Source organism: Persicobacter diffluens, assembly GCF_036244895.1.
In the GTDB taxonomy this organism is placed as follows: Bacteria; Bacteroidota; Bacteroidia; order Cytophagales; family Cyclobacteriaceae; genus Persicobacter; species Persicobacter diffluens.
This window is the reverse complement of sequence record NZ_BQKE01000001.1, coordinates 1,563,490-1,585,146: the sequence shown is the minus strand read 5'-3', so window position 1 is coordinate 1,585,146 and position 21,657 is coordinate 1,563,490. Positions and strand designations below refer to the sequence as shown.

The following is a 21,657-nucleotide window of genomic DNA, read 5'->3' as shown; positions in this document are numbered from 1 at the left end:
GATAATATGGAATTAAAAGACTTAGATTTCCAGGCGGGACAGGTACTATTAGTTGATAAACCATTGGAATGGACTTCCTTTGATGTGGTAGGAAAGCTAAGAAACCTTATCAGAATTAAAAAAATCGGTCATGCTGGGACGCTTGACCCGCTGGCTACCGGATTATTAATCTTATGTACCGGGAAAATGACCAAACAGATTGAGCATTTTCAGGGACAAGAAAAAGAATATACCGGCACCATCACCCTAGGACAAACCACCCCTTCTCATGATTTAGAGACAGAAGTGGAGAATGAAAAGGACATTACCCATTTGACCGAAGAAATGGTGAAAGCAGCGGTGAACGGCTTCCTTGGTGAAATTGAACAAATTCCACCTATGCACTCCGCGATCAAGGTGAATGGACAGCGCCTTTATAAGGCCGCCCGAAAAGGAAAAACGGTAGAGGTAAAACCTCGCAATGTGGTTATTCATGAATTTGAAATCACCAATATCGACTTTCCAAAGGTAGATTTTAGAATTGTATGTTCTAAAGGTACTTACATTCGGAGTATTGCCCGGGATTTCGGTGAAAAACTGGAAGTAGGCGGCCATTTATCCGCTTTGAGAAGAACCCGAATCGGGGAATTCAAAGTGGAAGATGCTCGACAAATCCAAGATTTTATTGATGCATTCAAAAAAGAAGAATAAATTGAAGGAGGGCTTGTCCCTCCTCTTTTGATATTATGAAAATATACAACGACCTTCAATCTTTTACCCCACCCGCCTATGCGGTAGTTACCAGTGGCACCTTTGATGGTGTGCATGAAGGTCATCAAAAAATTTTAAGAAGAATCAGGGAAATCGCGGATCAACATGGAGGCGAGACCATTTTAATCACTTATTGGCCTCACCCAAGGCATGTATTATTTCCTGATGATCACAGCTTAAAATTATTGACCTCCATTGAAGAAAAAGCGGAATTGCTCGAAGCCAATGGCATTGATCATTTAATTCGCCTACCCTTCACCCCGGAGTTCTCTCAAATGGAACCGGAAGAATTTGTGCAGAAAATCCTGATTCAGGGCATCGGCACTAAAAAACTGGTAGTGGGTTATGATCATCATTTTGGCAAAAACAGAGGAGGCAATTTCGATTTTCTGCAAGCCAATATTGACCGCTTCGGTTTTGAGTTAGAAGAAATCAGCCGATTGGATATTGACTCTGTGGGCGTTTCCAGCTCCAAAATAAGGAACTATTTAGAAGATGGAGATATCTCTTCTGCCAACCAGTATTTAAGTCGCCCCTTTGAAATCAACGCCGAAGTAGTCCATGGAAAGAAAATTGGCCGGCAAATCGGCTTCCCAACCGCTAACCTAAAACCACTATTTAAGCATAAGCTCATTCCGGGCATTGGTGTTTATGCCGTTTATTGCGAGTTTGAGGGTAAAAGGCATCGGGCAATGCTCAATATTGGAAAAAATCCGACAGTAGACCATTCTGAAAACGTTAAAATAGAAGTCCATCTTTTTGATTTTTCAGGTGACCTTTACCAGAAAAATGTCAAAGTAATTTTTGTTGATAAAATTCGGAATGAACAAAAATTTAATAATTTGGAAGAACTAAAATTGGCGCTGAAAACTGACGAACATAAAGCCAGAATAATATTAAAATAAAAACCGGATTGCTTAATCTGAACCTATAAAACTCCTACAATGAAAAAATCCATCATAACCCTTTTAGCCTTTTGCGGACTTCTTGGTGCAAGTTCTTGCGACAAAAACAACAATCTGCTACTTTTTGGAATTGAGCAGGATAAGCAATTGGGACAGCAAGTCAGCAATGAAATCAATAATGACCCCAGCTATAATATTCTAAGTGAATCCCAAAATCGGGAAGCTTATGCCTATTTGGAAGGTATGAGAGATGAAATCCTCAATTCGGGAGCGGTGGAATATAAGGATGATTTCGCCTGGGAGTTGAAAATCATTGATGACCAAAATGTACTGAATGCTTTCGCGACCCCCGGCGGGTATATCTACGTTTATACGGGATTAATCAAATACCTTGAAGATCCGGATGATTTGGCCGGCGTGATGGGACATGAAATCGCCCATGCGGATTTGCGTCACACTTCCCGAAACTTACAAAACAATTACGGCATACAGATATTGCTGTCTATTATCAGTGGACAGGCTGATAGTGAATTAAGCCAGATTGCATTAGGCCTGGCCACCAATGGAGCGCTGATGCAATTCAGCCAGAAATTTGAAAAAGAATCTGATTTAAAATCAGTAGAATACTTGGCCGGTACCAAATACCGATGCGATGGTGCTGCGACCTTCTTCCAAAAATTAGAAGAAGAGAATCCAGCCAATGAAGATATTTTCAGTCAGATAAACGCATTTTTCTCTACCCACCCGCAACCTGCTGACCGGGCAGATTATATACCGGAAGAGGCGGAAAAAGTGGGCTGCTCCACCAAACCATCCGGCGAATCAAGCCAGCAGGCTTATGATCTTTTCAAAAGCAATTTAGGCCTGCTATTGTAGAACAGTAAACCTAATGAAAGTAGGGGGAGCAAAGGGCTTTTAATTCACTTAAAATAATGGCCGTTGCGCCCCATACTATTTTCCCATGGATATCAAAATAAGGCACCTTCATAGGCCCATGGGGAAGTTTAAGTGTGGTTTTCATGGGCTCCACCGGGCTTTCGATCAATTTCATTAAATCACACATCAGTATATCGTCCACTTCCCAGTCGTCCGGAACAAAAGTCACCTCTTCCTGAATAGAACCTAAAACAGGGGTCACCATAAAATTACTTACCGGAATATATAAATTGGTCAACTGACCATGTACACTCACCACTTTCCGCGGAAGCCCAATTTCCTCCTCTGCTTCCCGCAGTGCGGTAAAATCTAAATTGGGATCTCCAACATCTTTTTTACCCCCAGGCAAAGCAACCTGCCCGCTATGTGCACCATCATATTTCGGCCGTTGAATCAAAGGAAACAAAATCCGCCCATTTCGTTCCAAAAAATTGATTAATACCGCACTCTCTCTGGCCCCAGTACGCTGCTGTTTAAACCGTAACTGCTTATCCGGTAAAGGCGCCATTATTTTCTGCGCCTCCTCTCCAGGCAAAGGAGATTCCAGGCGTTGTTCTAAAAAGGCTAAAAAACTATTCAAATAATTCATAGGAGTTTTTTAAAAATTGCATCCAACCAATACGACCTCATGGAGACTTTATCGTGCTAATTCTCCCCAGGAAGATCCTTTGTTTACGAAAACGGTGGAATTTTCTCTTAAAATTTAGCAATAAAATCTAAAATGCAAACGCTTGAAATCATCGAATTGTAAAAGGATGATTTATGTCGTTGTTCCTACCAATAAAAACAATAAATTCGCATTGATAAATCTGAAACACCAATTTCATATATATTACGATGTTGAAAAATCAAAATCCAACGCAAACGCAAGCGTGGGCTGCTTTGGAAGCGCACTTTCAAAATATGCAAAATGCGCAGATGAAAGATCTTTTTGCTCAAGATGCGGATCGTTTTAATAAATTCTCTACTCAGTTTGAGGATATCCTTTTGGACTACTCCAAGAATATCATTACTGAAGAAACATTGGAAAAATTGGTTGCCTTGGCCAAAGAAACCGGTGTAGCAGAAGGCATTAAAGCGATGTTTGCAGGAGAGAAGATCAACCAAACGGAAGGTCGTTCAGTATTGCACGTAGCGCTTCGTAATCAGTCCAATACCCCAATTATGGTGGATGGCGAGGATGTAATGCCAGCGGTAAATGCTGTTTTAGCAAAAGTTGAAAATTTCTCTAATCGCGTATCGAATGGCGATTGGAAAGGATATACCGGAAAAGCCATTACTGATATTGTAAACATCGGTATTGGTGGTTCTGACCTGGGTCCATTGATGGTGACCGAGGCTTTAAAAGCCTATAAAAAAGAGAACCTGAACGTACACTTCATCTCCAATGTAGATGGTACGCATGTTGCGGAAGTATTGAAGCCATTGAATCCGGAAACCACTTTATTCCTGATCGCTTCCAAGACTTTTACTACACAGGAAACCATGACCAATGCGAATTCCGCTAAAGACTGGTTCCTGAAAGCCGCTCAGGAAGAAGGTCATGTAGCGAAGCACTTCGCCGCACTTTCTACCAATGCAGATGGCGTTTCCGCTTTCGGTATTGATACAGAAAACATGTTCGAATTCTGGGATTGGGTTGGCGGTCGTTACTCTTTGTGGTCGGCCATCGGTCTGTCTATCGCTTGTGCGATCGGATTCGATAACTATAAAGAATTGTTGGCAGGTGCTCATGCGATGGACAAGCACGTTGCAGAGACTGAATTGGAAAACAACATTCCGGTATTGTTGGCATTGATCGGAATCTGGTACAACAACTTCTTCAAAGCGGAGTCTGAGGCGATCTTACCATATGATCAGTACTTGCACCGATTTGCGGCTTATTTCCAGCAAGGAAATATGGAGTCTAATGGTAAATACATCGACCGTAATGGCGAGCGTGTAAACTATGAAACGGGTCCAATCATCTGGGGTGAGCCGGGTACTAACGGACAGCACGCTTTCTATCAGTTGATCCACCAGGGAACGAAAATGATCCCATGTGACTTCATCGCTCCTGCGATTTCGCACAACCCAATCGGTGATCACCATCCAAAACTTTTGGCGAACTTCTTCGCACAGACAGAAGCTTTGATGATGGGTAAAACCGAAGAGCAGGTGAAAGCAGAATTTGCGAAAGCGGGTAAATCTGAGGCGGAAGTAGCGTCTTTGGTTCCTTTCAAAGTTTTCGAAGGTAACAAGCCTACCAACTCTATTTTGGTGAAGCAGGTGACGCCAAGAACTTTGGGTGCCCTAATCGCAATGTACGAGCACAAAATTTTCGTACAGGGTGTAATCTGGAACATCTTCTCTTTCGATCAGTGGGGTGTGGAATTAGGTAAGCAGTTGGCGAACCAGATTCTTCCTGAATTGACGAACGAAGAAGCGATTGCTTCTCACGACAGCTCTACCAACGGATTGATCAACGCTTATAAAGCGATGCGTTAATTCTTTGGATTAAGATACATTACTAAAAAGCCACTGGAATACTGCTTTCCGGTGGCTTTTTTTATCACCTATACTCCCTACTGGTTGTAACATTCGCTACGACCTCATTACCACTTCGAAAAAGGAATCGGGTTTAATAGAGCTAATGCCCCGAGAATTTTGGGGGCATAAGTGGTGCCGACGACCAGAGACCGAGCAAACCCGGTCAAAGCGCGACGCTTTGACCAGAGGAGGCTAATCTATTTTTATAATCATAGTATGCTTTTAGATATTTGGATTTCGTCCATGCCTTTTGAATTGAACTATAAATTAATCTTTTTTCTAAATCATCTTTTGTCAGTAAAGCCTTGCTAAGTTCTTCACCTAATTGTAAAGAATCTGGAAGCATTTTTTCTTTCAACAAAAAATTTAGCTCTGGCTTTTCTATGCTGTAGACCACCGGAAATTTTAAAATGCCATTCTTGCTAAGAGAGGCTTCTAATTGTTTGAAATCGCTGAGTGTATAACCTCCTTCTCCCGATTTATACATATTAAAGTTAATCATGTAAACATAATCAGAGGACATGCTACTTTTTACTTGATCAACCGAATAAACCTCTCCAACGGTAATCCCAATTTTATCATATTGAAAATCATCTCTATACCTAAAATAAGAAATTACTTGAATCAATAATAGCGATAGGGCAAAACCTATCGGAAAGAGAATTTTAAACCTTTTAATTCTTTTTGCCTTTAACTTTTCTGCAATCTTTTTTCTCCGATTTTTTTTCCTCTTCACAGCACCTAAATTTATCTTATTCTAGTCAGCTTCGCGTGCATAAAATATGGCTTATCAAGACGTCTAAACGCAATCTCAAAAATACAAAACAAAGCCCCATTTATCCTAATGTTGTAATTTTGACAATTATTCATCTTGCGCTCAAAAGGGGGAATTTACTCTTAATAGCCTGCAAGCGATGTCCTCAACTTGAGGTAGCATTCGCTAGGAATATTGATATCCTGAAGGGATTAAACTAAATAGCGATGGGTGAAAACCCATCGAAAAATCATCAAAACCAATCCAAGGCCTGAAAGGGTATTATTTCTGTCAAAAAACAATTCAGCGTAATATTAATGAGCCTCTGTTCAACCCCTTCAGGGTTAAGGTTGGGTGCGAAATGCCTAACGATGGGTTTCACCCATCGCTATTTTGTGTCACCCCTTTGGGGTTGTTGCAGAGATGAAGCGTTTAATAAGGAAGCGACTTTCACTGCTTGTAACATTCGCTAAATGGTCACTGAAAAACAAGAAAAGAGGTTTTTGGAGCAAATGCTGGATGGATTTTGGATGAATGACGGAAACCCCGGAGGTATTTTAGCTCAAGCAGGAATGATCGCTGGGCCTAGCCGCACCGCTCTCATTGCTTTTAATGAATAGTATTTTTGTTAACCCGGATTATTCATGCTTAAATCCTCGTTTAGCTGTAAGGTGGAAAAAATGATGGAATAGTTTCCTATTTCGAGTTTTTTCCAACGAAACAGATGAATGAGGAGAAAGCAAGCCTGCCCAAAATTGGGCTATTATAACTCAAAGAAAAAAACTGTAATGAACTGAAATTAAATTACTTGCGATCAGTTAATGAGTATGGCGGTGAATAATTCGGCTTAATTCTTCCATTCAAAATATTGGGTTGGGTGCCATACAGCTAGACATTTTTGCCTAAAAACGTAAAAAGCGAATCAACAATAGTAACTTTGGGTTCCAACGCCAACAAAGATCTATGTTCAATTCGCTTCACAGCAAACTTACGCAAGAATTTCCAAAATGGGGTAAAGCTTGCTGGAAAAATGTACTCGCTTTAAGTTTAGGTATCATCCGAAAAGGAACCGTATGTCTTAATAAAGTGAAAGATTGCATAGGTAGCATTTTAGAAAATCAGAGTACTTCCGCCTCTGGTCATTACAAACGCTTAACCCGCATATTTACGGAATATTCTGACACCCATTTATGGAGTGATCTATTGCAATTATCCGCCATGCATATGCATAAAGGTGGGGATTTTTTGATGGTGGATGGCACCAGTTGGAAGCAAGGGGATCGCACTTTTCATTTCATGACCTTGGCAATTTTGTATAATGGAGTAGCTGTGCCGATCTATTTCATGAATCTGGAAAAGAAGGGCATCAGTAATCAGGAAGAAAGAATTCAGTTGCTTGAAGAGGCGTCAAAGTTATTCAATCTTGAAGGCAAAATTCTCTTGGCTGATCGTGAATACGCAGGACAGAAATTCATCAAATACCTTGAGGATAACGGCTTTAAATATGTGCTTCGGGTAAAAGAATGCAACTTTAAGAATCAGTGGAATGAAAAATCTATGACGAAAGCGCAAATGATTTCAAAAGTCATAAATAGTAAGGTGAAGGGCAAAACGATGTCCGCTAAGTTGAAGTTTGAAGCCGGAGACAATTGCTGGATGGTCATCAAGAAAAGTGAAGATGCGGAAAAGGAACCTGTGATTTTCCTTCTGACAAATCTATCTAAAAACGCATATAAAGTAGCTGAGGACTATCGGAAGCGATGGCAAATTGAGACATGTTTCAGACATTTGAAGACCAATGGTTTTGACCTTGAAAAAATGAATGTTCAGGGAGCAGATAGATGCCGGTTAATGATGGCTATTGTCGTTTTTGCATATTCGGTATCCATAGCTCATGGGTTGAAAAAGTACAAAAGTGTTAGTCTGAAAACTTATGCCAATGGTAAAAGGTACAGATCCATTTCCGTTTTTCGAAAAGGAGTCGAATGCATCGCAGAAGCTGATTACAGAATAGAAAATTGGGGCGAGTATATCCTGATTCACTTCTTAAGCCATGATCGGAAAATTTGCCCCAAATCAATAAATGTCTAGTTGTATGGTTGGGTGCATTGTATCGTCCCAATAAATTTTCAAAGTATCTTTACTGACCGAAAGAATGACTCCTTTTTGGATGAAATCATTGTAAAATATTGTCAGGCTATCTTCTTTCAATATGTACGGCATTGCTCCATCTCCATCATAATCCACCACATAGAATTCATTAGGTTTAAACCAAAAGTCTGCATGAGGTCCGGCTGGTGGTTTAGCCCCCATATTTTCGGACTTTTTTGATTTTGCCTCTTGTGAGGTCTATTTTTCCATTATAAGTTTGTGTTAGCAAAGAACGATCGACGGCGATTAATTTACCGAAGGTTGTAATGAATTTGGAGTGTTGGGCCCATTCACATCCTCATTCAAATATCCCTCCCCATTTAGGGTCGGTATATTTGAGCAAAGAACTTCTCTCTGACTCATAATCCCCGAAAGTTGACTATGGGGTACTGTAAGTCTAAATTTCACCTTTCGCTCGTTTATTACTGTGCGTTCAATCAAATCATATTCCCACGCCTTCCAAAACAAATTGGGACTAAGATGAGCTATTGACCCATGTAATCTAACATTGTTATATTTTTCATAAAACACTTCTAACCTTTCTCTTAATTCCTCTAAGTTCCAAAATGGCGCTTGTCCCAAGCCCTTCTTAAGAATGCTATGAAAGCTTTCAATATGGCCATTCTCCTGGGGCGTATAAGGATGTGTAAAGGTTTGATGAATACTATTTTCCCTTAAAAATTCTTGAACGCTTTTAGCGCTAAATTGAGATCCATTATCATTCCTTAATTCAACATGAAGATCCTGTTTCAATAAGTCATTTGGTTGCAAATAATTATCTATTACCCTTTCCCAGGCTTTAATGACCATTTTTTGATCCATTTGATAGCCAACCGACCAATCTAATATTACTCTTGTAAATGTATCAATAATGCTTAATATATAAGCATGACGCCTATGCTCTGTTACCCAAACCATTTTAATATCCATTTCTAAAACCTGCAATGGGCGTTCTGGGCATACACAGCGATATTTGACGTAATTTTTATCACTAACCTTCCTTTTTTCCTGAAGTAAATCTGCGTCCTTCATCAAACGGAAAACCTTTTTATGATTAATATTATATCCTTCAAGCTTCAATTGACTGGTCATCATACGATAGCCATAATTAGTGATTGGATCTTCTTTTAAGCGCTTAATTTGCCCTATTACATCCTCATTGGGTACTACCGAATGCCCCTTTTGAGTTGTAGTAGTGGCTTTTCTGCCTATATGTTTACGATCTTTAATAGGCTGGTAATAGTATTTGTGTTTTGTTATTTGGGCAATCAAAATAGCTTTATCTCGTTTTAGCCCCAGACCAGTGTATTTTCGTGCTATTTCCGCCCTTTCGTCTGAGGATATTTCTTTTTTAGCAGCTCATCCTTCATTTTGGATTCAAGCTCCTTTTCAGCGATGATTTCCTTTAATAGGGCATTCTCTTTCTCAAGACGCTTTATCTCCTTTAATTGAGGTATAGTCATCCCGCGAGTGAAACCTGCCTCTCCCATGGTTTCATATTTTTTCACCCAATTTTTATAGGTGGCTGGATAAACTCCATACTTACTTAGAGTTTCTTCTACTCCTCTTTCCTCGCATTCTTTTAGAATAGCTAGCTTCTCTTCCTTGGTTCGTGTTACTCTTTTCATCGGATTTCAAATATTGTAAAAAAAAAATTAAGTCCGACTATTTATGGGGCGGAATCACTGGGTCTAAAGTCCAAATCTTGAAAAGATCTGTTGTATCAATTGTAGGATTGATAATGAATGACTTTTCAGGTTTGTAAATACTTATACTTTCTAAGTCTGCGCTATATACTGAAATTGAATATGGTTTTCTTTTTTGCTCGTCAGCAGGTTGATTATAGCAGTTGGAGCTGTCAGACTTCTGTGATACTGCTTGCCCTTTCAGGCATTCAAAATCACTCTCCTTAATTTCATAATTCCATCTCGCATTTTTGTCCAAGTAACCGCCAGCTTTGAAAAGTTGTACAATTCTCGGGTAAGCCCATAATCCTGTTAGGATTAAAAACAGGCCTGAGAGTAATATGCTTATTTTATTACTTTTCATTTTATATTACGCACAACGCTTTGATAAAAAACTAAGGATAACATAATGCCTTACTTTTCTTGAGCTACGAGCCAAACCTGCTTTTTAAATTATTAGACAACTTAGCGGACTTACCGAAAGCTGATGGGCTTTAAAATTTGCTGACCATCCCTAGGTTCATTTTCGTTTGTTGGCAAAATTTACTTTTTCAAAACTAGTTCAGCCTTATTAATCTTTAAAGTGGGATTGTCCGAAGAGCTTAACACGGCTTTATAGGTGTACTCTCCATCTTCTTCAACCACATACTGATCCATTTTCCCGGTATAGCTCCATGAAGTTTTATTACCCTTTGACGATTTAATTTCCAAAATGGTAGGGTTTGTCTCTAAAGCATCTAACTGAACACCACCTAATTTGATAGAGTCTTTCCATAATTCGATGGTATAAACGAGAGCTACATCGTTTTCATACTCAATATCTGTTTCTGTCCAAAATGAAACTTTCTCATCTTTTTTTAAGAAAAGCGTAGCCTCTTTCATATTGAGGTTGATATTACTCGTTTCGTTGATTGGTAGTCGAGCAACTTCTTTTCCAGTTAAAGCATCACAACCAATTATGGCTAATGAGATGGAAAATATTAGTAATATTTTTTTCATCATAATCTACTCTATATTAAGGGAGATGACCTGCAATTATTGCTTACAAGTAACTAAAAATAATTCATCATTATGCATAACCATCGCAATACGGCGCCTAAACATAACCCCTAAATTTCAAAACAAACACGCAATAATCCTAATGTAGCAATTCTAACAATAAGCCTATCCCTTACAAAATGGGAATCATTGGCCCTGGATATCCTTTATACTTAGTATTCCACTGGTTGTAGCATTTGCTACGACCCCATTCTAGAAGAAATCCACCCTTAAAAAGAAGGCATGATTTATGGGGCAAAGGCTCCATTGAATTTGAGTCGTTGGCAATCGCCCATGACCTATAGAGCTAAAAATATAATTTAACCGAGAATATTCGGGAAGACTTACAGTCCCCTCTCCATCCTTTTAATTTAATGAATGGCGTTCTTTACTTTATTTCCACTTTTATCAATATAAAACCATTCGTCAGATTCAATGATGGTATGCTCATCATATTTGTCTCTGATTACTTTGGCATTAAAAGTTACTTCCGCTTTTCCCTGGTCAAACCACCAGGCAAAGTCATATTCACAGGGGATAACAATTTGACCGAATTCGTTGGCATATCCCACTTTCCCATTTCTTTTCGCCCGAACTAATCCTTCATGAAAATAATCTGGACCGTTGTCGAAGGGCACAATGTCGTAAAGTGTATTTTGATGGCCGTCAATCGCAACCCACCTTCCATAGGAGTTGTCCTTTCGAAGTTTTATAACATTGGCATAGTGCCGCAATGTATCTGTCCCCAAATAGGCATACTTGTCAAATGGAATAATGGTATCGCCTTTTATACTTATGTAGGCCACTCGTGCGCCATATTGTAGAAATTCCTCATCGGTAACCGCAATCAAAAGTCTATTTGTTACAGGGTTTGATTCGGTTTTGTCAAAGTAGGCGTGAGTCGTAATCTGGTTTTGGGATTTCAATCCGCAAGAAAAAATACCTGCCAGACTCAAGACTAACAGAATTACCTGACTGATTTTCATTCTTTTCAAATACACCATAACGTCTGTATCAATCACTTAGCCACCGATAGCCTCCAAGGATTAAATAAACAATTCGTAATTACCACTAGCCCCCTTATGCGGAAACTAAAACCAAGCCCTAAAATACAAAAAAATACGCTCAATAACCTCAGTGCCGAACTCGCCCCCGGCCTTAGTGTTATAGCGAGCTTACGAGCACCATAAGACCAACCACTAAGTTTCACAACCCCTCGGACTCGGTCGTAATCACCGCGGAATTACCCAACTCAACCACTAAATACCGAGCGCGAAGACTACGAGCAGAGACGGGGAATTCCCTGGGCTTACTCGACTAGCATCCGTTTTTGTTTATATTCCAATCAATTTTTCCCTGAACTTTTCTTTCCGCTTTCTCAATTGCAGAATCCAAGTCCAAACCACCATATTCCTTAGCACATAAATCTTTTACCGAAAATTCACCGTTACCCCACTTAATCATAAAAGACTCTCCATTTTCATTAAGTTCAGGTTTTTCATTTGGTTCTATCTGATTGTCAGCTTTTGCAATTTCATAATAGTAATCATAATTTAGAGCAAAAATCTGTACAGTCTGTTTTACTAAATTATCATAAAGCCAACTACCTGATAAAATTTCCTTTTCGTAATAATCTTTCATTTTCACCTTATTCCTCGAAATGTCAACCCCTATTTTAGGACTCTTCCCCTGGTCATAGTGTTACAGAGAGCAGTGCGAACACCACTAAGACCGACCACTAAATTGAATAATCCCTCGGACTTGATCGTAGTCGCCGTGTGACTTCCACTCTAAACCGCTGAATGCAGTGTGGGAAAGCTACTACAAAGGGAATTTATTTTTAAAATGGCCAACCAATTATCAAATCGTACTTATTACTAGGATCAAATTTAGATGCTTTCACATCAGTCAATGCCCATTGATAATTTATGTATGGCAGAGGGTTTTTACTTATATCATTCCATGTTGCCTCTTCAAATATAAATAAATCCCAACGATCACTATCCCATGCCGCATATTTTCGCTCATTAGGAAGCCATAAAAGTATAAATTCAGGGTCGTAATATTCATTTTCTCCAGTTATACCGATGGTAGGAACCTCATAATAACACCTCTGATCTCCTTCTCCTTCAATCCAGATTTTATCCACCTTAAGTTCATCAAGCTTATGTAGTCTCACGTATCCAGGCTCTGCTTTGGAGATATCATATTCCAACTGTTTGCCAGAACTTAAAAAATCTTTAAGACTAGGTTCTATTTCCATCGAATTTGAGTTTATAATCATACAATGACCTTAAGTGATCGGTGGTCATCAATTAGACAAATCAATACAATAGGCAACATACAAAACAAGCGACCAATAATCCTAACCTACCAAATGTGAATGATTTGTCCGGAGAAGGGTAATTTTGGTCAACGCGAGAGTTTTGGCCAGAAAACAAGGTTGCATCTCGTCATTCATGTGAACTACAATCTTAATGAGTGTTTTTATAATTTCTCAATCTCCAATATTGAAAGGCCGGTATTTTTAGCGATAATTTCTACAGGGATTCCGTCTTTTTTGAACGCTTTAGCAATCTCTATGCTTCTTTCTTCTTTTGCCTTAAATTCTGCTTCTGCTTTGGGAGTAAAGTGACGACTTGCTTCATCCCGCAAATTCTTTAAATGAAGCTTGTATCTCATTTGCTCATCCTCTGACATCAAATCTACTCGCAACAGTTCTTTGGCTTTGAGTAAGCCTTTTGCCCGAAACTCTTCTTTGATTTCATTATTTTTAAAATAATAAATCCATTCATCCAAGCTATTATGAGCTACATCATCAAACTGATTTACTTTGATTACATAATATTCAGGAAATAAATCTGAAGGTGTCATATTTCCGCCCAGCAATATTTTTTGTTTGGCAGACAACTCTAAACTATCCTTCTTATGAATACCCTCAAAATGGGTCTTACCATGATAGACATAATCCTCACCTTGCCCTAAATCAAAGTAAACAATATTCACTGAATACACCTTTTTGACCTCTTTATAAGAATCCCCTAACGAAATGTACTCGGTTACAGCTTTGGACGTCCCATAAATCATACGCTGGAAATAATCATATTCCAACTGATTTTGAACTTCAATGATCACCAGTTCTCCTTTGGAATTCTTGACTAAAATATCTACTCGATTATATTTATCTATTTCAATCTGCTGATGACTTTCACTTTCTAAAATACTTTCAATCTGAATATCTTCTTTCATTAATTCAGATAAAAACCCCTCTAAAACGGTGTATTCTGCTTTATTTCTTAAAAGGCGTTTCATCGCCCAATCAAATCGCATTAAGGTTCTGTTTGCCATACCTTTATATTTTTAGCCTGTTTCCGCTTAATAAGGTAAACTTTATAGATCTGATTTTCAAAAAATGCTTGAGGAATACCCAGTACACACAACATTCCTGTGCCGTTAACCACGTCCCCGCTCCGAATAAAGCAGGCACTTCCCTAGCCTTAGTGTAACAGTGAGCAGTGCGAACATCACTAAGACCAACCACTACAATTCACAATCCCACGGATTTGGTCGTAGTCGCCGCGGGACTTTTATTCTAAACTGCTGAATGTCGTGTGCGAAGACTACAACCAGGGATAGGAGTGGTGACGCGAGCCAACGACGAGCCCCAGTACCGCTCTGGTTGTAGCATTTGCTACGACCGCCTTCTACGAACTTCCCTGGTCTTAGTATTACAGTGAGCAGTGCGAACATCACTAAGACCAACCATTTCATTTCACAATCCCACAGACTTGGTCGTAGTCGCCGCGGGGCTTCCATTCTAAACTGCTGAATGCCGTGTGCGAAGACTACAACCATGGATAGGAATGGTGACGCGAGCCAACGACGAACCCCAGTACCGCTCTGGTTGTAGCATTTGCTACGACCGCCTTCTACGAACTTCCCTGGTCTTAGTGTTACAGTGAGCAGTGCGAACATCACTAAGACCAATCATTTCATTTCACAATCCCACAGACTTGGTCGTAGTCGCCGCGGGGCTTCCATTCTAAACTGCTGAATGCCGCGTGCGAAGACTACAACCAGGGATAGGAGTGGTGACGCGAGCCAACGACGAGCCCCAGTACCGCTCTGGTTGTAGCATTTGCTACGACCGCCTTCTACGAATCACATACCAAAAAAATACGGAAATGAAGCATGCTATAAGTGTTCACCACTAACGGCATACTTCATTTCCGTATCATTACCCTGCGCATATTGCGCAAAGATGTGGGTTAGAGCTATCGCAACAGCCTCCCCTGTCTATTCTTCATCATCATCAAACATAAAGCCCAGCGCTTCTGCCTCTTCATCCACCCATTCATCGATAACGGATAAGGCTAGGGATTGTACCAAAGCATCTGCTTGATACACCGCTATATCTTTTTCGGTAAAACGGGCCTCGTATACCGCCGCTTCCTTCCCCTTGCTCGCATTTACCTCATAAACCAATGGAGATTCCGTTTTCAATTCCATGCCATTCACCATCAGGTTCATTTCCCCCTGAAACATTTGGAATATATAGGTATCTTCTTCCCACTTCATGCTTTTGTTTTTTTTGCAAAGGTAGGCAACCCAAAGCTTTAGCACCACCTCTATTGAAAAATAAATCGAATTTAATCAAAATGACGACAGGAAGGGCTCGTTAATACTTGCGATATTCAAAGCAAAGATTCAAATTGCGGCAAATTAAACACTTAAAAAATGGCAAGCCATAAATTTGAAAAAGGTCAGCGTGTAACCATCAAAAAAGGGGTGAAAAATCCTTTAGACCGCGATTTAGACCTTAGCGGGCAAGTTGTGACGGTTTTAAAAATTTCCAACCCCAATTCTGACGATCCAATCTTATTGGTAGAATTCGGGAAGGATGCTTTGGACCAATGGCCTCAGGGTATTTTGGAAGATATGATTTGCCAGCATCCTAAATGGGATCAAACTAAAATTAAAGCGAGTCAAATCGAAATGTAAAATAAAAGGGATAGCATGCTATCCCTTATTTATGCCATTTGATTTTTACCGCGGACAGAAAATCCAGCTCCAAGCGTTCCTCTTCCAACACGGAAAATCCGTTTTTCAGATAAAAATCCTTAGGAGAGCGATATCTCGACCCATCCCTTTTTCGGTAATTGGCGTGATCAATTACCCAGCCCAATAGGTAATCATTAGTGTCCTTAGCTTTCTGAATAAGTACCGACCCCAGCCCTTTTCCCTGAATGGATTCATCCAGAATCATGGCAAACCAACGCTCCCCTTCGCGGTCAAAATCTACCCACCACCCTTTTATTTCCTTTTGGTCATAAACCAAACAGTGATGCGCCTGCCCCAAGCTGTCCAGATATTGTTCCAGCCCTGACTCCTTTTCATAGGCCAGATTGGAGGGATATTCCCTATTCCATAGCCTGAAAAGGGCTTTCTTTTCCGAGCTGTTAAGTGCTTTCTTGTCGATAAATTCCATCCGTCAAAACTAAAGAATTCCCTGTAAAAATCTGCGAACAGGGCTTTTTCATTAAAAGCCAGATCAGCCATTCAACACCTAATATTTAAATATCAATCGTTTCTTTTTCATTTTTTCTTGATAAAAAACGAAACAAAAAAATCAAGCCTGTGATCAATGTCGGCTGGACAACGAACCTGCTGACGGAATCCATCAAGACGACATTTGGAGCGGGCAGGAGACTAGTGAAATATTGCTAAAATATCACTGTGATGCCTTCTTTTCGTCAGCAGAACCTTTGTCTATCCGCCCATTAATCAAGGCCGGACTGTTGATGTGGAAGATGCTATACTATAAAGTCAATACTGTAAAAGATAGTAAGTTAACTCATAAACAAGCGTACAAATCAAATAGACGCTCATTGGAAACCTGATGATTCCTATAATTTGCCCCTTTGTAGTTTATGAAAAAGCCGTGAATCGCCGAAGAAGCTTTAAGCATCCTAAATCGGCTATTTCATGTCTTCATTTAACATTAAATCGTTTCCGCTTTCCTGATAAAACGAAAAATTAAAATTGAATCAGGACAAATTCCTTCATTTTCCCGACTGGCGGCCAAATGAGCATTTAAACTTAAATGATCCCGATGAGCATGTATAATTCGGGTAAAATGTGCATTTCGCTAGTCAGGCATTAGCAAAAAAAACCACACCCCGGTGGAGTGTGGTTCATGTGATTGATTATATAGTTTTTTGTTGTTCTCCAGCTTAGAAGATCCAGCGAAGACCTACCTGCGCTTGCCATTTTGACAATAGCGATACATCGTCGTTGAAGGACTGCTCCAAGCCAGGATTGAAAGAGTAGCTCGCATCAAAAGTACCGTCACCATTGGCTTCAACACCTTCTACCGATATTGGGTTGATGTTGGTAGGCAACTGACGCACACCCCAGTTGGAGTTCAACATGTTTCCAACATTCAGGATATCCAAAGACAACTGCAAAGTGTTTTTTCTACCGGAGATCTCGAAGTTGAAATCCTGCAAGATTTTCAAGTCAAACTGTGCATACCATGGTAAGATCGCGCCATGACGCTCCGCATACTGCCCACGACGGCTGCTCAGGTAATCATCCTGTGCGATGAAAGCATCCAAAGCCTCCCACTGCTCCGCAGCAGAAATGCCATTTTTCTCTACCAGGTTGATTTCATCTGCAGAAGCAGGCACATAAATCAAGTCGTTGAAGTTGATGTTGTCCAGGTTGGCATCACCTGCATAAGTGTAAGAGTAACGGTTACCTTTCGCAATCTCACCGAACAAGGCGATGTTTGTCGCCCACTTACCACCACCGTACTCTTTTCTGTAGTTTACAGAAGTGATGATGCGGTGCTGCAAACCATAACGAGAGTGCGCAAACTGTGACTGGTTAGGATCTCCCACGATTGGGTTTCGCTGGAAAGCATCTGCTGCGATCTCTGCAGGAATCGAAGTGTAATCCTTAGACTCCATATAAGTGTAAGCCGCCATCACGTTCAAACCAGAAAGGAATGCTTTTTTCACGGTACCGGTTAAAGAGTACTGGTGACCTTTATCTACATTTTCCAAAACAATCGCACCTGCATCTAGGAAAGTCTCATATCCAACTGCCGGAGAATAAATATTCGCTTCGTCGCCCTGGAAAATTGGAGCACCTGTTCCGTTCAAAGTACCGGTAGGCTTACGCATGTTGTAGTTACGGTGCACCACTGCATTGATGTCTTTAGAGTAAATACCCTCTACGGAAGCAAACCATCCCTGACCAAAGTTCATGTCATAAGCGATGTTCGTTTTCCATACTTGTGGGAATTTGAAATCCTCAGCCGTAGCATTCACCTGGAAAGTATAACCTGGCTGAATAGAGGGGTTAGACGCCTGGTTACCCAACCATACGAATGGGATACGACCAGTAAATACACCTGTACCACCTCGCAACTGATGCTTTTGATCATTCTTAACATCCCAGTTAAAACCTACTCTTGGTGACCACATTGGAGAAGATTTTGGGAACTTGGAAGGATCTACTGTTACCGGGTTACCATCTGTATCTACGAAACCATCAAACTCTGCAGTTGCAGGATCATAGTCAATTGAAGACAAATAGATTGGAATATCCACGCGCAAACCGGCAGTCAACTTGAAGTTATCAGCGGCTTGCCATTCGTCCTGAATATAGAAGGCGGTCTGTGCGACATCTACTTCTGCCATGGCATAATCATTCTGTTGCGAATTCGCCACATCCTGATTGAAGTCCATATCTGCCTTTGTCGTATTCAAAAATTCCTCTACAGAACCGAAAGTGTACCAAGGATAGTAGAACAAGTTGAAGGAGTTATTGAAGTAGAAAACTTCTGTGTTTGTCCCTACCGTTAGGGTATGCTTATCCAGGTAGTAGGTAAAATCATTACGGAACTGAAAGATATCCTGATCCAACATATTATTCGTGGAGAACATCTCAGAACCAGCAGTTAAAGCCACCTGTCCTGCATCGTTCAAAATATCAATCACCGGGAAAGGTGCTGACCACGGCTCTCTGTAATCGCGGAAACGTGAGTAACCAATCTGCATTTTATTGGAAGCGTGGCTGCCAAAACGGGAGTTCAATTCCGCTACCCAGGAATCAATATTGTTGTTGATGACGTAGGAAGAGTTCGAGAATGGCAAACGATAGGGTTGAGGACCACGACCACCAATCGCTTCCGGGTGAGGCAAAATATCTTTCCATGCACGCAGACGGTTGTAACGAATGGAGAAGTTGTTCTGATCATTGATGTTCCAGTCCAATTTCACCAAGATTTTGTTGTTGGATTTCTCATGGTTGTACCCTTCGAATTCACCTGCATCATAACCCCACTCACTCATAAAGTGATCTTTTACCGCCATGGCATCATCGAAATCAACGCTTGCGATATTTCCACCGGCTGTTTCACCGGCTCTTGCCGCACGGTAACCATGCGCCAACTCTGTTGCACGCTCCATCTCTGCATTCACAAAGAAGAACAATTTATTCTTTACAATCGGACCTCCAAGGGAGAATCCCGTCTGATAGTTCTGATAATCCAGATTTGGAATCTCCGCACCTGATACTTTTGATCCGATCATGTTTTGATTTCTTCCAAAGCCATAAACGGTACCGTGAAATTCATTCGTACCGGACTTGGTTACCGCATTTACCCCTGCTCCGGTAAATCCACCTTCGCGTACGTCAAACGGAGCCAAAGAAACTTGTACTTGCTCAATCGCATCCAAAGATACCGGTTGCGCACCCGCCTGTCCACCAGGAGTGGCTACATCCAGACCAAAGGAGTTGTTGAATACAGATCCATCCAATGAGAAGTTGTTATACAGGTTGTTTCTACCGCCGAAGGAGTTACCATTTGACTGAGGCGTCAAACGCGTAAAGTCAGAAGCAGAGCGGCTGATGGTTGGCAAACCTTTCAATTGCTCTGAAGAGATTGAAGTGGCAGCACCTGTACGCTCTCCGTTGATATCGCTGTTCAGGTTAGCGGTAATCTCTACCCCTTCCAAATTAATGGTCGACTCCTGAAGCTTAACGGAAATTTTTTGCGTTTCACCTAATTGCAGGTAAATGTTCTCTACCGCCTGATCGTGATAACCTACGAAGGACACCGTTACCTGATAAGGTCCACCTACACGCATACCGCGAATGGTGAATTTACCATCTAACATGGTGGTACTACCGTAATTGGTACCCGATGGGGTGTGGACGGCGATGACCGTAGCCCCTGGCAGGGCATCTCCGGTATTGTCCGTAATAATTCCACTCAGGGAAGCTGTAGTGTTTTGAGCGTAAAGCTGATTTGTGCTTAGGACAAACGTCAGCATCAACGCTACCAATGCGTAAAGGTTCTTATGCATATTCGGTAATCAAAGTGGTTAGTATTCTTTTGAACGCCGCAAAAGTAGGGAATCAAACATTTTAATAAAAATCCAATTACCTACCAAAGTGCAACAAAGCACCTCAATTCCAATCAATGATATGAGAATAATACAATTATTACTGAAGTCTAATTCAGTGACATTCCATAAAAACTAAATCTTGGCTCCCCCTCTTTCTAAACGAAACCAAGCTCCCCCTTTTCAACTGTCTTTAAAAATTCTTCTGCCATTAAATTTACCGCTAAAGGATGTATTCCAAATAAAATTCCAACAAATCCACTTGGATTAGGATCAAAAAAGAACCACAATTTGGAAACTGAACAAATATTTTGTCAACACCCTTTCATTTATACCCCTATTTTCAAAACCCAATCGCCCTTCAATTTTCCAATTTTTTACCTCATTAAAAAAAAATGAAAAAAATGCCCATCCTTACGCAACCCGAATGAAGAAGGAAGTCATTCTTTGAAGACCATCATTCGCTGGAATCGTAACTACCACATTTTAAGACATAAAAGATAGAGTCCTCCCTCAATTGAAAAGTCTTTTCACATTTAATGTATGGCTACCCCGTTTTCGCCATCGAACCCTCCATTTTTTAGCTAATTTTAATGCAATTACCTGACCATCGCGATCACCCACCATCACTGGCCGTCGTTTTCGCACCACCACTGGTCGTAGTCTTCGCACCTTGAATTTAGAGGTTTAGTAGTGACTTCCGGCGGCGACTACGACCAAGTCCACCAAATTTGGCGGTAGAAGGTCTTAGTGATGCTCGTTCTGCTCGCTTTAACATTATAATCAGGGAGAGGAAAACAAACCCAGCCCAATAGACTGATTGTAACATTTGCTACGACCTCTTTCTACAGATGTAACCGTCCAATACCCGAAAACAGGGCTAATGGAGCGAATGCTCCGAGGATTTTGGGTCGTAGACGGGAGCCTACGACCAGGGTGTGGTTAAGTAGAGATTCCCAGCGGCGACCACTACCAAGTTCACCGAAATGGAGGTAAAAAGCCATAGTGATGCTCGTTCTACTCGCTTTAACATTATAATCAGGGAGAGGAAAACAAACCCAGCCCACTAGACTGATTGTAATATTTGCTACGACCTCTTTCTACAGATGCATCCGTCCAATACCCGAAAACAGGGCTAATGGAGCGAATGCTCCAAGGATTTTGGGTCGTAGACGGGAGCCTACGACCAGGGTGGGAAGTCTTAGTGATGCTCGTTCTGCTCGCTGTAACACCAACACTGGTCGTAGTCTTCGCACTATGAATTTAGCGGTTTAGTAGTGACTTCCGGCGGCGACTACGACCGAGTCCACCGAATTTGGTGGTAGAAGGTCTTATTGATGCTCGTTCTGCTCGCTGTAACACTATAACCAGGGAGAGGAAGACAAACCCAGCCCACTAGACTGATTGTAACATTTGCTACGACCTCTTTCTACAGATGCATCCGTCCAATACCCCAAAACAGGGCTAATGGAGCGAATGCTCCGAGGATTTTG

21 protein-coding genes are annotated in these 21,657 nt (G+C 40.9%); 7 read left to right on the top strand and 14 right to left on the bottom strand.

The features are described from left to right. The first annotated feature begins 6 nt into the window (after positions 1-6). The 3 genes from truB to AAA970_RS06580 are packed head-to-tail and all read left to right on the top strand — an operon-like array spanning position 7 to position 2,531. Positions 7-690, top strand: a complete 684-nt coding sequence (gene truB / locus AAA970_RS06590) for a tRNA pseudouridine(55) synthase TruB (RefSeq protein WP_060686124.1) — start codon at positions 7-9, stop codon at positions 688-690. A 35-nt stretch (positions 691-725) separates the two neighbouring features. Next, a complete protein-coding gene (locus AAA970_RS06585) occupies positions 726-1,655 on the top strand; it encodes a bifunctional riboflavin kinase/FAD synthetase (RefSeq protein ID WP_338236451.1) in 930 nt (309 codons plus the stop codon). A 39-nt stretch (positions 1,656-1,694) separates the two neighbouring features. After that, on the top strand, positions 1,695-2,531 hold the full coding sequence (locus AAA970_RS06580) for a M48 family metalloprotease (RefSeq protein WP_338236450.1): 837 nt from the start codon (positions 1,695-1,697) through the stop codon (positions 2,529-2,531). Positions 2,532-2,541: 10 nt separating this feature from the next. On the opposite strand, the gene AAA970_RS06575 is transcribed toward AAA970_RS06580, so the two are convergent. Further along, a complete protein-coding gene (locus tag AAA970_RS06575) occupies positions 2,542-3,180 on the bottom strand; it encodes an NUDIX hydrolase (RefSeq protein ID WP_338236449.1) in 639 nt (212 codons plus the stop codon). 248 nt (positions 3,181-3,428) lie between these two features. Here AAA970_RS06575 and pgi point away from each other — a divergent pair, with 248 nt between their 5' ends. Then, positions 3,429-5,078, top strand: a complete 1,650-nt coding sequence (gene pgi / locus AAA970_RS06570) for a glucose-6-phosphate isomerase (RefSeq protein WP_338236448.1) — start codon at positions 3,429-3,431, stop codon at positions 5,076-5,078. A 205-nt stretch (positions 5,079-5,283) separates the two neighbouring features. On the opposite strand, the gene AAA970_RS06565 is transcribed toward pgi, so the two are convergent. Continuing rightward, the gene (locus tag AAA970_RS06565) at positions 5,284-5,856 is read right to left on the bottom strand and encodes a hypothetical protein (protein ID WP_338236447.1); all 573 of its coding nucleotides are present in this window, start codon (positions 5,854-5,856) and stop codon (positions 5,284-5,286) included. A 491-nt stretch (positions 5,857-6,347) separates the two neighbouring features. Between AAA970_RS06565 and AAA970_RS06560 the strand changes: the two genes are divergently transcribed. Further along, positions 6,348-6,494 (top strand): hypothetical protein, encoded by a 147-nt coding sequence (locus AAA970_RS06560; RefSeq protein WP_338236446.1) that lies wholly within the window; start codon positions 6,348-6,350, stop codon positions 6,492-6,494. A 343-nt stretch (positions 6,495-6,837) separates the two neighbouring features. Further along, entirely contained in the window at positions 6,838-7,965 is a 1,128-nt protein-coding gene (locus tag AAA970_RS06555) for a transposase (RefSeq protein ID WP_338236445.1), read from the top strand. On the opposite strand, the gene AAA970_RS06550 is transcribed toward AAA970_RS06555, so the two are convergent. From AAA970_RS06550 to AAA970_RS06505, 10 genes are all read right to left on the bottom strand, one after another. After that, positions 7,951-8,187 (bottom strand): hypothetical protein, encoded by a 237-nt coding sequence (locus AAA970_RS06550; protein WP_338236444.1) that lies wholly within the window; start codon positions 8,185-8,187, stop codon positions 7,951-7,953. The genes AAA970_RS06555 and AAA970_RS06550 overlap by 15 nt on opposite strands. Before the next feature lie 84 nt (positions 8,188-8,271). Further along, positions 8,272-9,324, bottom strand: a complete 1,053-nt coding sequence (locus AAA970_RS06545) for an IS3 family transposase (RefSeq protein ID WP_338237706.1) — start codon at positions 9,322-9,324, stop codon at positions 8,272-8,274. A 17-nt stretch (positions 9,325-9,341) separates the two neighbouring features. Next, entirely contained in the window at positions 9,342-9,653 is a 312-nt protein-coding gene (locus AAA970_RS06540; protein ID WP_053404356.1) for a transposase, read from the bottom strand. A gap of 37 nt (positions 9,654-9,690) precedes the next feature. Next, a complete protein-coding gene (locus AAA970_RS06535) occupies positions 9,691-10,074 on the bottom strand; it encodes a hypothetical protein (protein WP_338236443.1) in 384 nt (127 codons plus the stop codon). A gap of 179 nt (positions 10,075-10,253) precedes the next feature. Then, positions 10,254-10,712, bottom strand: coding sequence for a hypothetical protein (locus tag AAA970_RS06530; protein WP_338236442.1), 459 nt, complete (start codon positions 10,710-10,712; stop codon positions 10,254-10,256). A 407-nt stretch (positions 10,713-11,119) separates the two neighbouring features. Continuing rightward, a complete protein-coding gene (locus AAA970_RS06525) occupies positions 11,120-11,734 on the bottom strand; it encodes a WG repeat-containing protein (RefSeq protein ID WP_338236441.1) in 615 nt (204 codons plus the stop codon). A gap of 331 nt (positions 11,735-12,065) precedes the next feature. Then, positions 12,066-12,389 carry a hypothetical protein gene (locus tag AAA970_RS06520; RefSeq protein WP_338236440.1) on the bottom strand — a complete coding sequence of 108 codons (324 nt, stop codon included), beginning with the start codon at positions 12,387-12,389 and terminating at the stop codon, positions 12,066-12,068. A gap of 199 nt (positions 12,390-12,588) precedes the next feature. Further along, positions 12,589-13,011, bottom strand: coding sequence for a hypothetical protein (locus AAA970_RS06515; RefSeq protein ID WP_338236439.1), 423 nt, complete (start codon positions 13,009-13,011; stop codon positions 12,589-12,591). 224 nt (positions 13,012-13,235) lie between these two features. Beyond that, complete coding sequence (locus AAA970_RS06510) at positions 13,236-14,078, bottom strand: Rpn family recombination-promoting nuclease/putative transposase (protein WP_338236438.1); 843 nt, start codon at positions 14,076-14,078, stop codon at positions 13,236-13,238. A gap of 966 nt (positions 14,079-15,044) precedes the next feature. Continuing rightward, positions 15,045-15,326 carry a hypothetical protein gene (locus AAA970_RS06505; RefSeq protein WP_338236437.1) on the bottom strand — a complete coding sequence of 94 codons (282 nt, stop codon included), beginning with the start codon at positions 15,324-15,326 and terminating at the stop codon, positions 15,045-15,047. A 159-nt stretch (positions 15,327-15,485) separates the two neighbouring features. Here AAA970_RS06505 and AAA970_RS06500 point away from each other — a divergent pair, with 159 nt between their 5' ends. Beyond that, a complete protein-coding gene (locus AAA970_RS06500) occupies positions 15,486-15,749 on the top strand; it encodes a hypothetical protein (RefSeq protein WP_053404644.1) in 264 nt (87 codons plus the stop codon). Between the two features lie 25 nt (positions 15,750-15,774). Here AAA970_RS06500 and AAA970_RS06495 read toward each other — a convergent pair whose 3' ends face one another. Then, positions 15,775-16,236 carry a GNAT family N-acetyltransferase gene (locus tag AAA970_RS06495; protein WP_338236436.1) on the bottom strand — a complete coding sequence of 154 codons (462 nt, stop codon included), beginning with the start codon at positions 16,234-16,236 and terminating at the stop codon, positions 15,775-15,777. 745 nt (positions 16,237-16,981) lie between these two features. Next, on the bottom strand, positions 16,982-20,125 hold the full coding sequence (locus AAA970_RS06490; RefSeq protein ID WP_338236435.1) for a TonB-dependent receptor: 3,144 nt from the start codon (positions 20,123-20,125) through the stop codon (positions 16,982-16,984). Positions 20,126-21,657: the final 1,532 nt, after the last annotated feature.

Bases quoted from the DNA above. Each gene is read 5' to 3' on its own strand.
- truB (WP_060686124.1), top strand. From the start codon at position 7: ATGGAATTAAAAGACTTAGATTTCCAGGCGGGACAGGTACTATTAGTT.
- AAA970_RS06585 (WP_338236451.1), top strand. From the start codon at position 726: ATGAAAATATACAACGACCTTCAATCTTTTACCCCACCCGCCTATGCG.
- AAA970_RS06580 (WP_338236450.1), top strand. From the start codon at position 1,695: ATGAAAAAATCCATCATAACCCTTTTAGCCTTTTGCGGACTTCTTGGT.
- AAA970_RS06575 (WP_338236449.1), bottom strand. From the start codon at position 3,180: ATGAATTATTTGAATAGTTTTTTAGCCTTTTTAGAACAACGCCTGGAA.
- pgi (WP_338236448.1), top strand. From the start codon at position 3,429: ATGTTGAAAAATCAAAATCCAACGCAAACGCAAGCGTGGGCTGCTTTG.
- AAA970_RS06560 (WP_338236446.1), top strand. From the start codon at position 6,348: ATGGTCACTGAAAAACAAGAAAAGAGGTTTTTGGAGCAAATGCTGGAT.
- AAA970_RS06555 (WP_338236445.1), top strand. From the start codon at position 6,838: ATGTTCAATTCGCTTCACAGCAAACTTACGCAAGAATTTCCAAAATGG.
- AAA970_RS06550 (WP_338236444.1), bottom strand. From the start codon at position 8,187: ATGGGGGCTAAACCACCAGCCGGACCTCATGCAGACTTTTGGTTTAAA.
- AAA970_RS06540 (WP_053404356.1), bottom strand. From the start codon at position 9,653: ATGAAAAGAGTAACACGAACCAAGGAAGAGAAGCTAGCTATTCTAAAA.
- AAA970_RS06535 (WP_338236443.1), bottom strand. From the start codon at position 10,074: ATGAAAAGTAATAAAATAAGCATATTACTCTCAGGCCTGTTTTTAATC.
- AAA970_RS06530 (WP_338236442.1), bottom strand. From the start codon at position 10,712: ATGATGAAAAAAATATTACTAATATTTTCCATCTCATTAGCCATAATT.
- AAA970_RS06525 (WP_338236441.1), bottom strand. From the start codon at position 11,734: ATGAAAATCAGTCAGGTAATTCTGTTAGTCTTGAGTCTGGCAGGTATT.
- AAA970_RS06520 (WP_338236440.1), bottom strand. From the start codon at position 12,389: ATGAAAGATTATTACGAAAAGGAAATTTTATCAGGTAGTTGGCTTTAT.
- AAA970_RS06515 (WP_338236439.1), bottom strand. From the start codon at position 13,011: ATGGAAATAGAACCTAGTCTTAAAGATTTTTTAAGTTCTGGCAAACAG.
- AAA970_RS06510 (WP_338236438.1), bottom strand. From the start codon at position 14,078: ATGCGATTTGATTGGGCGATGAAACGCCTTTTAAGAAATAAAGCAGAA.
- AAA970_RS06505 (WP_338236437.1), bottom strand. From the start codon at position 15,326: ATGAAGTGGGAAGAAGATACCTATATATTCCAAATGTTTCAGGGGGAA.
- AAA970_RS06500 (WP_053404644.1), top strand. From the start codon at position 15,486: ATGGCAAGCCATAAATTTGAAAAAGGTCAGCGTGTAACCATCAAAAAA.
- AAA970_RS06495 (WP_338236436.1), bottom strand. From the start codon at position 16,236: ATGGAATTTATCGACAAGAAAGCACTTAACAGCTCGGAAAAGAAAGCC.
- AAA970_RS06490 (WP_338236435.1), bottom strand. From the start codon at position 20,125: ATGCATAAGAACCTTTACGCATTGGTAGCGTTGATGCTGACGTTTGTC.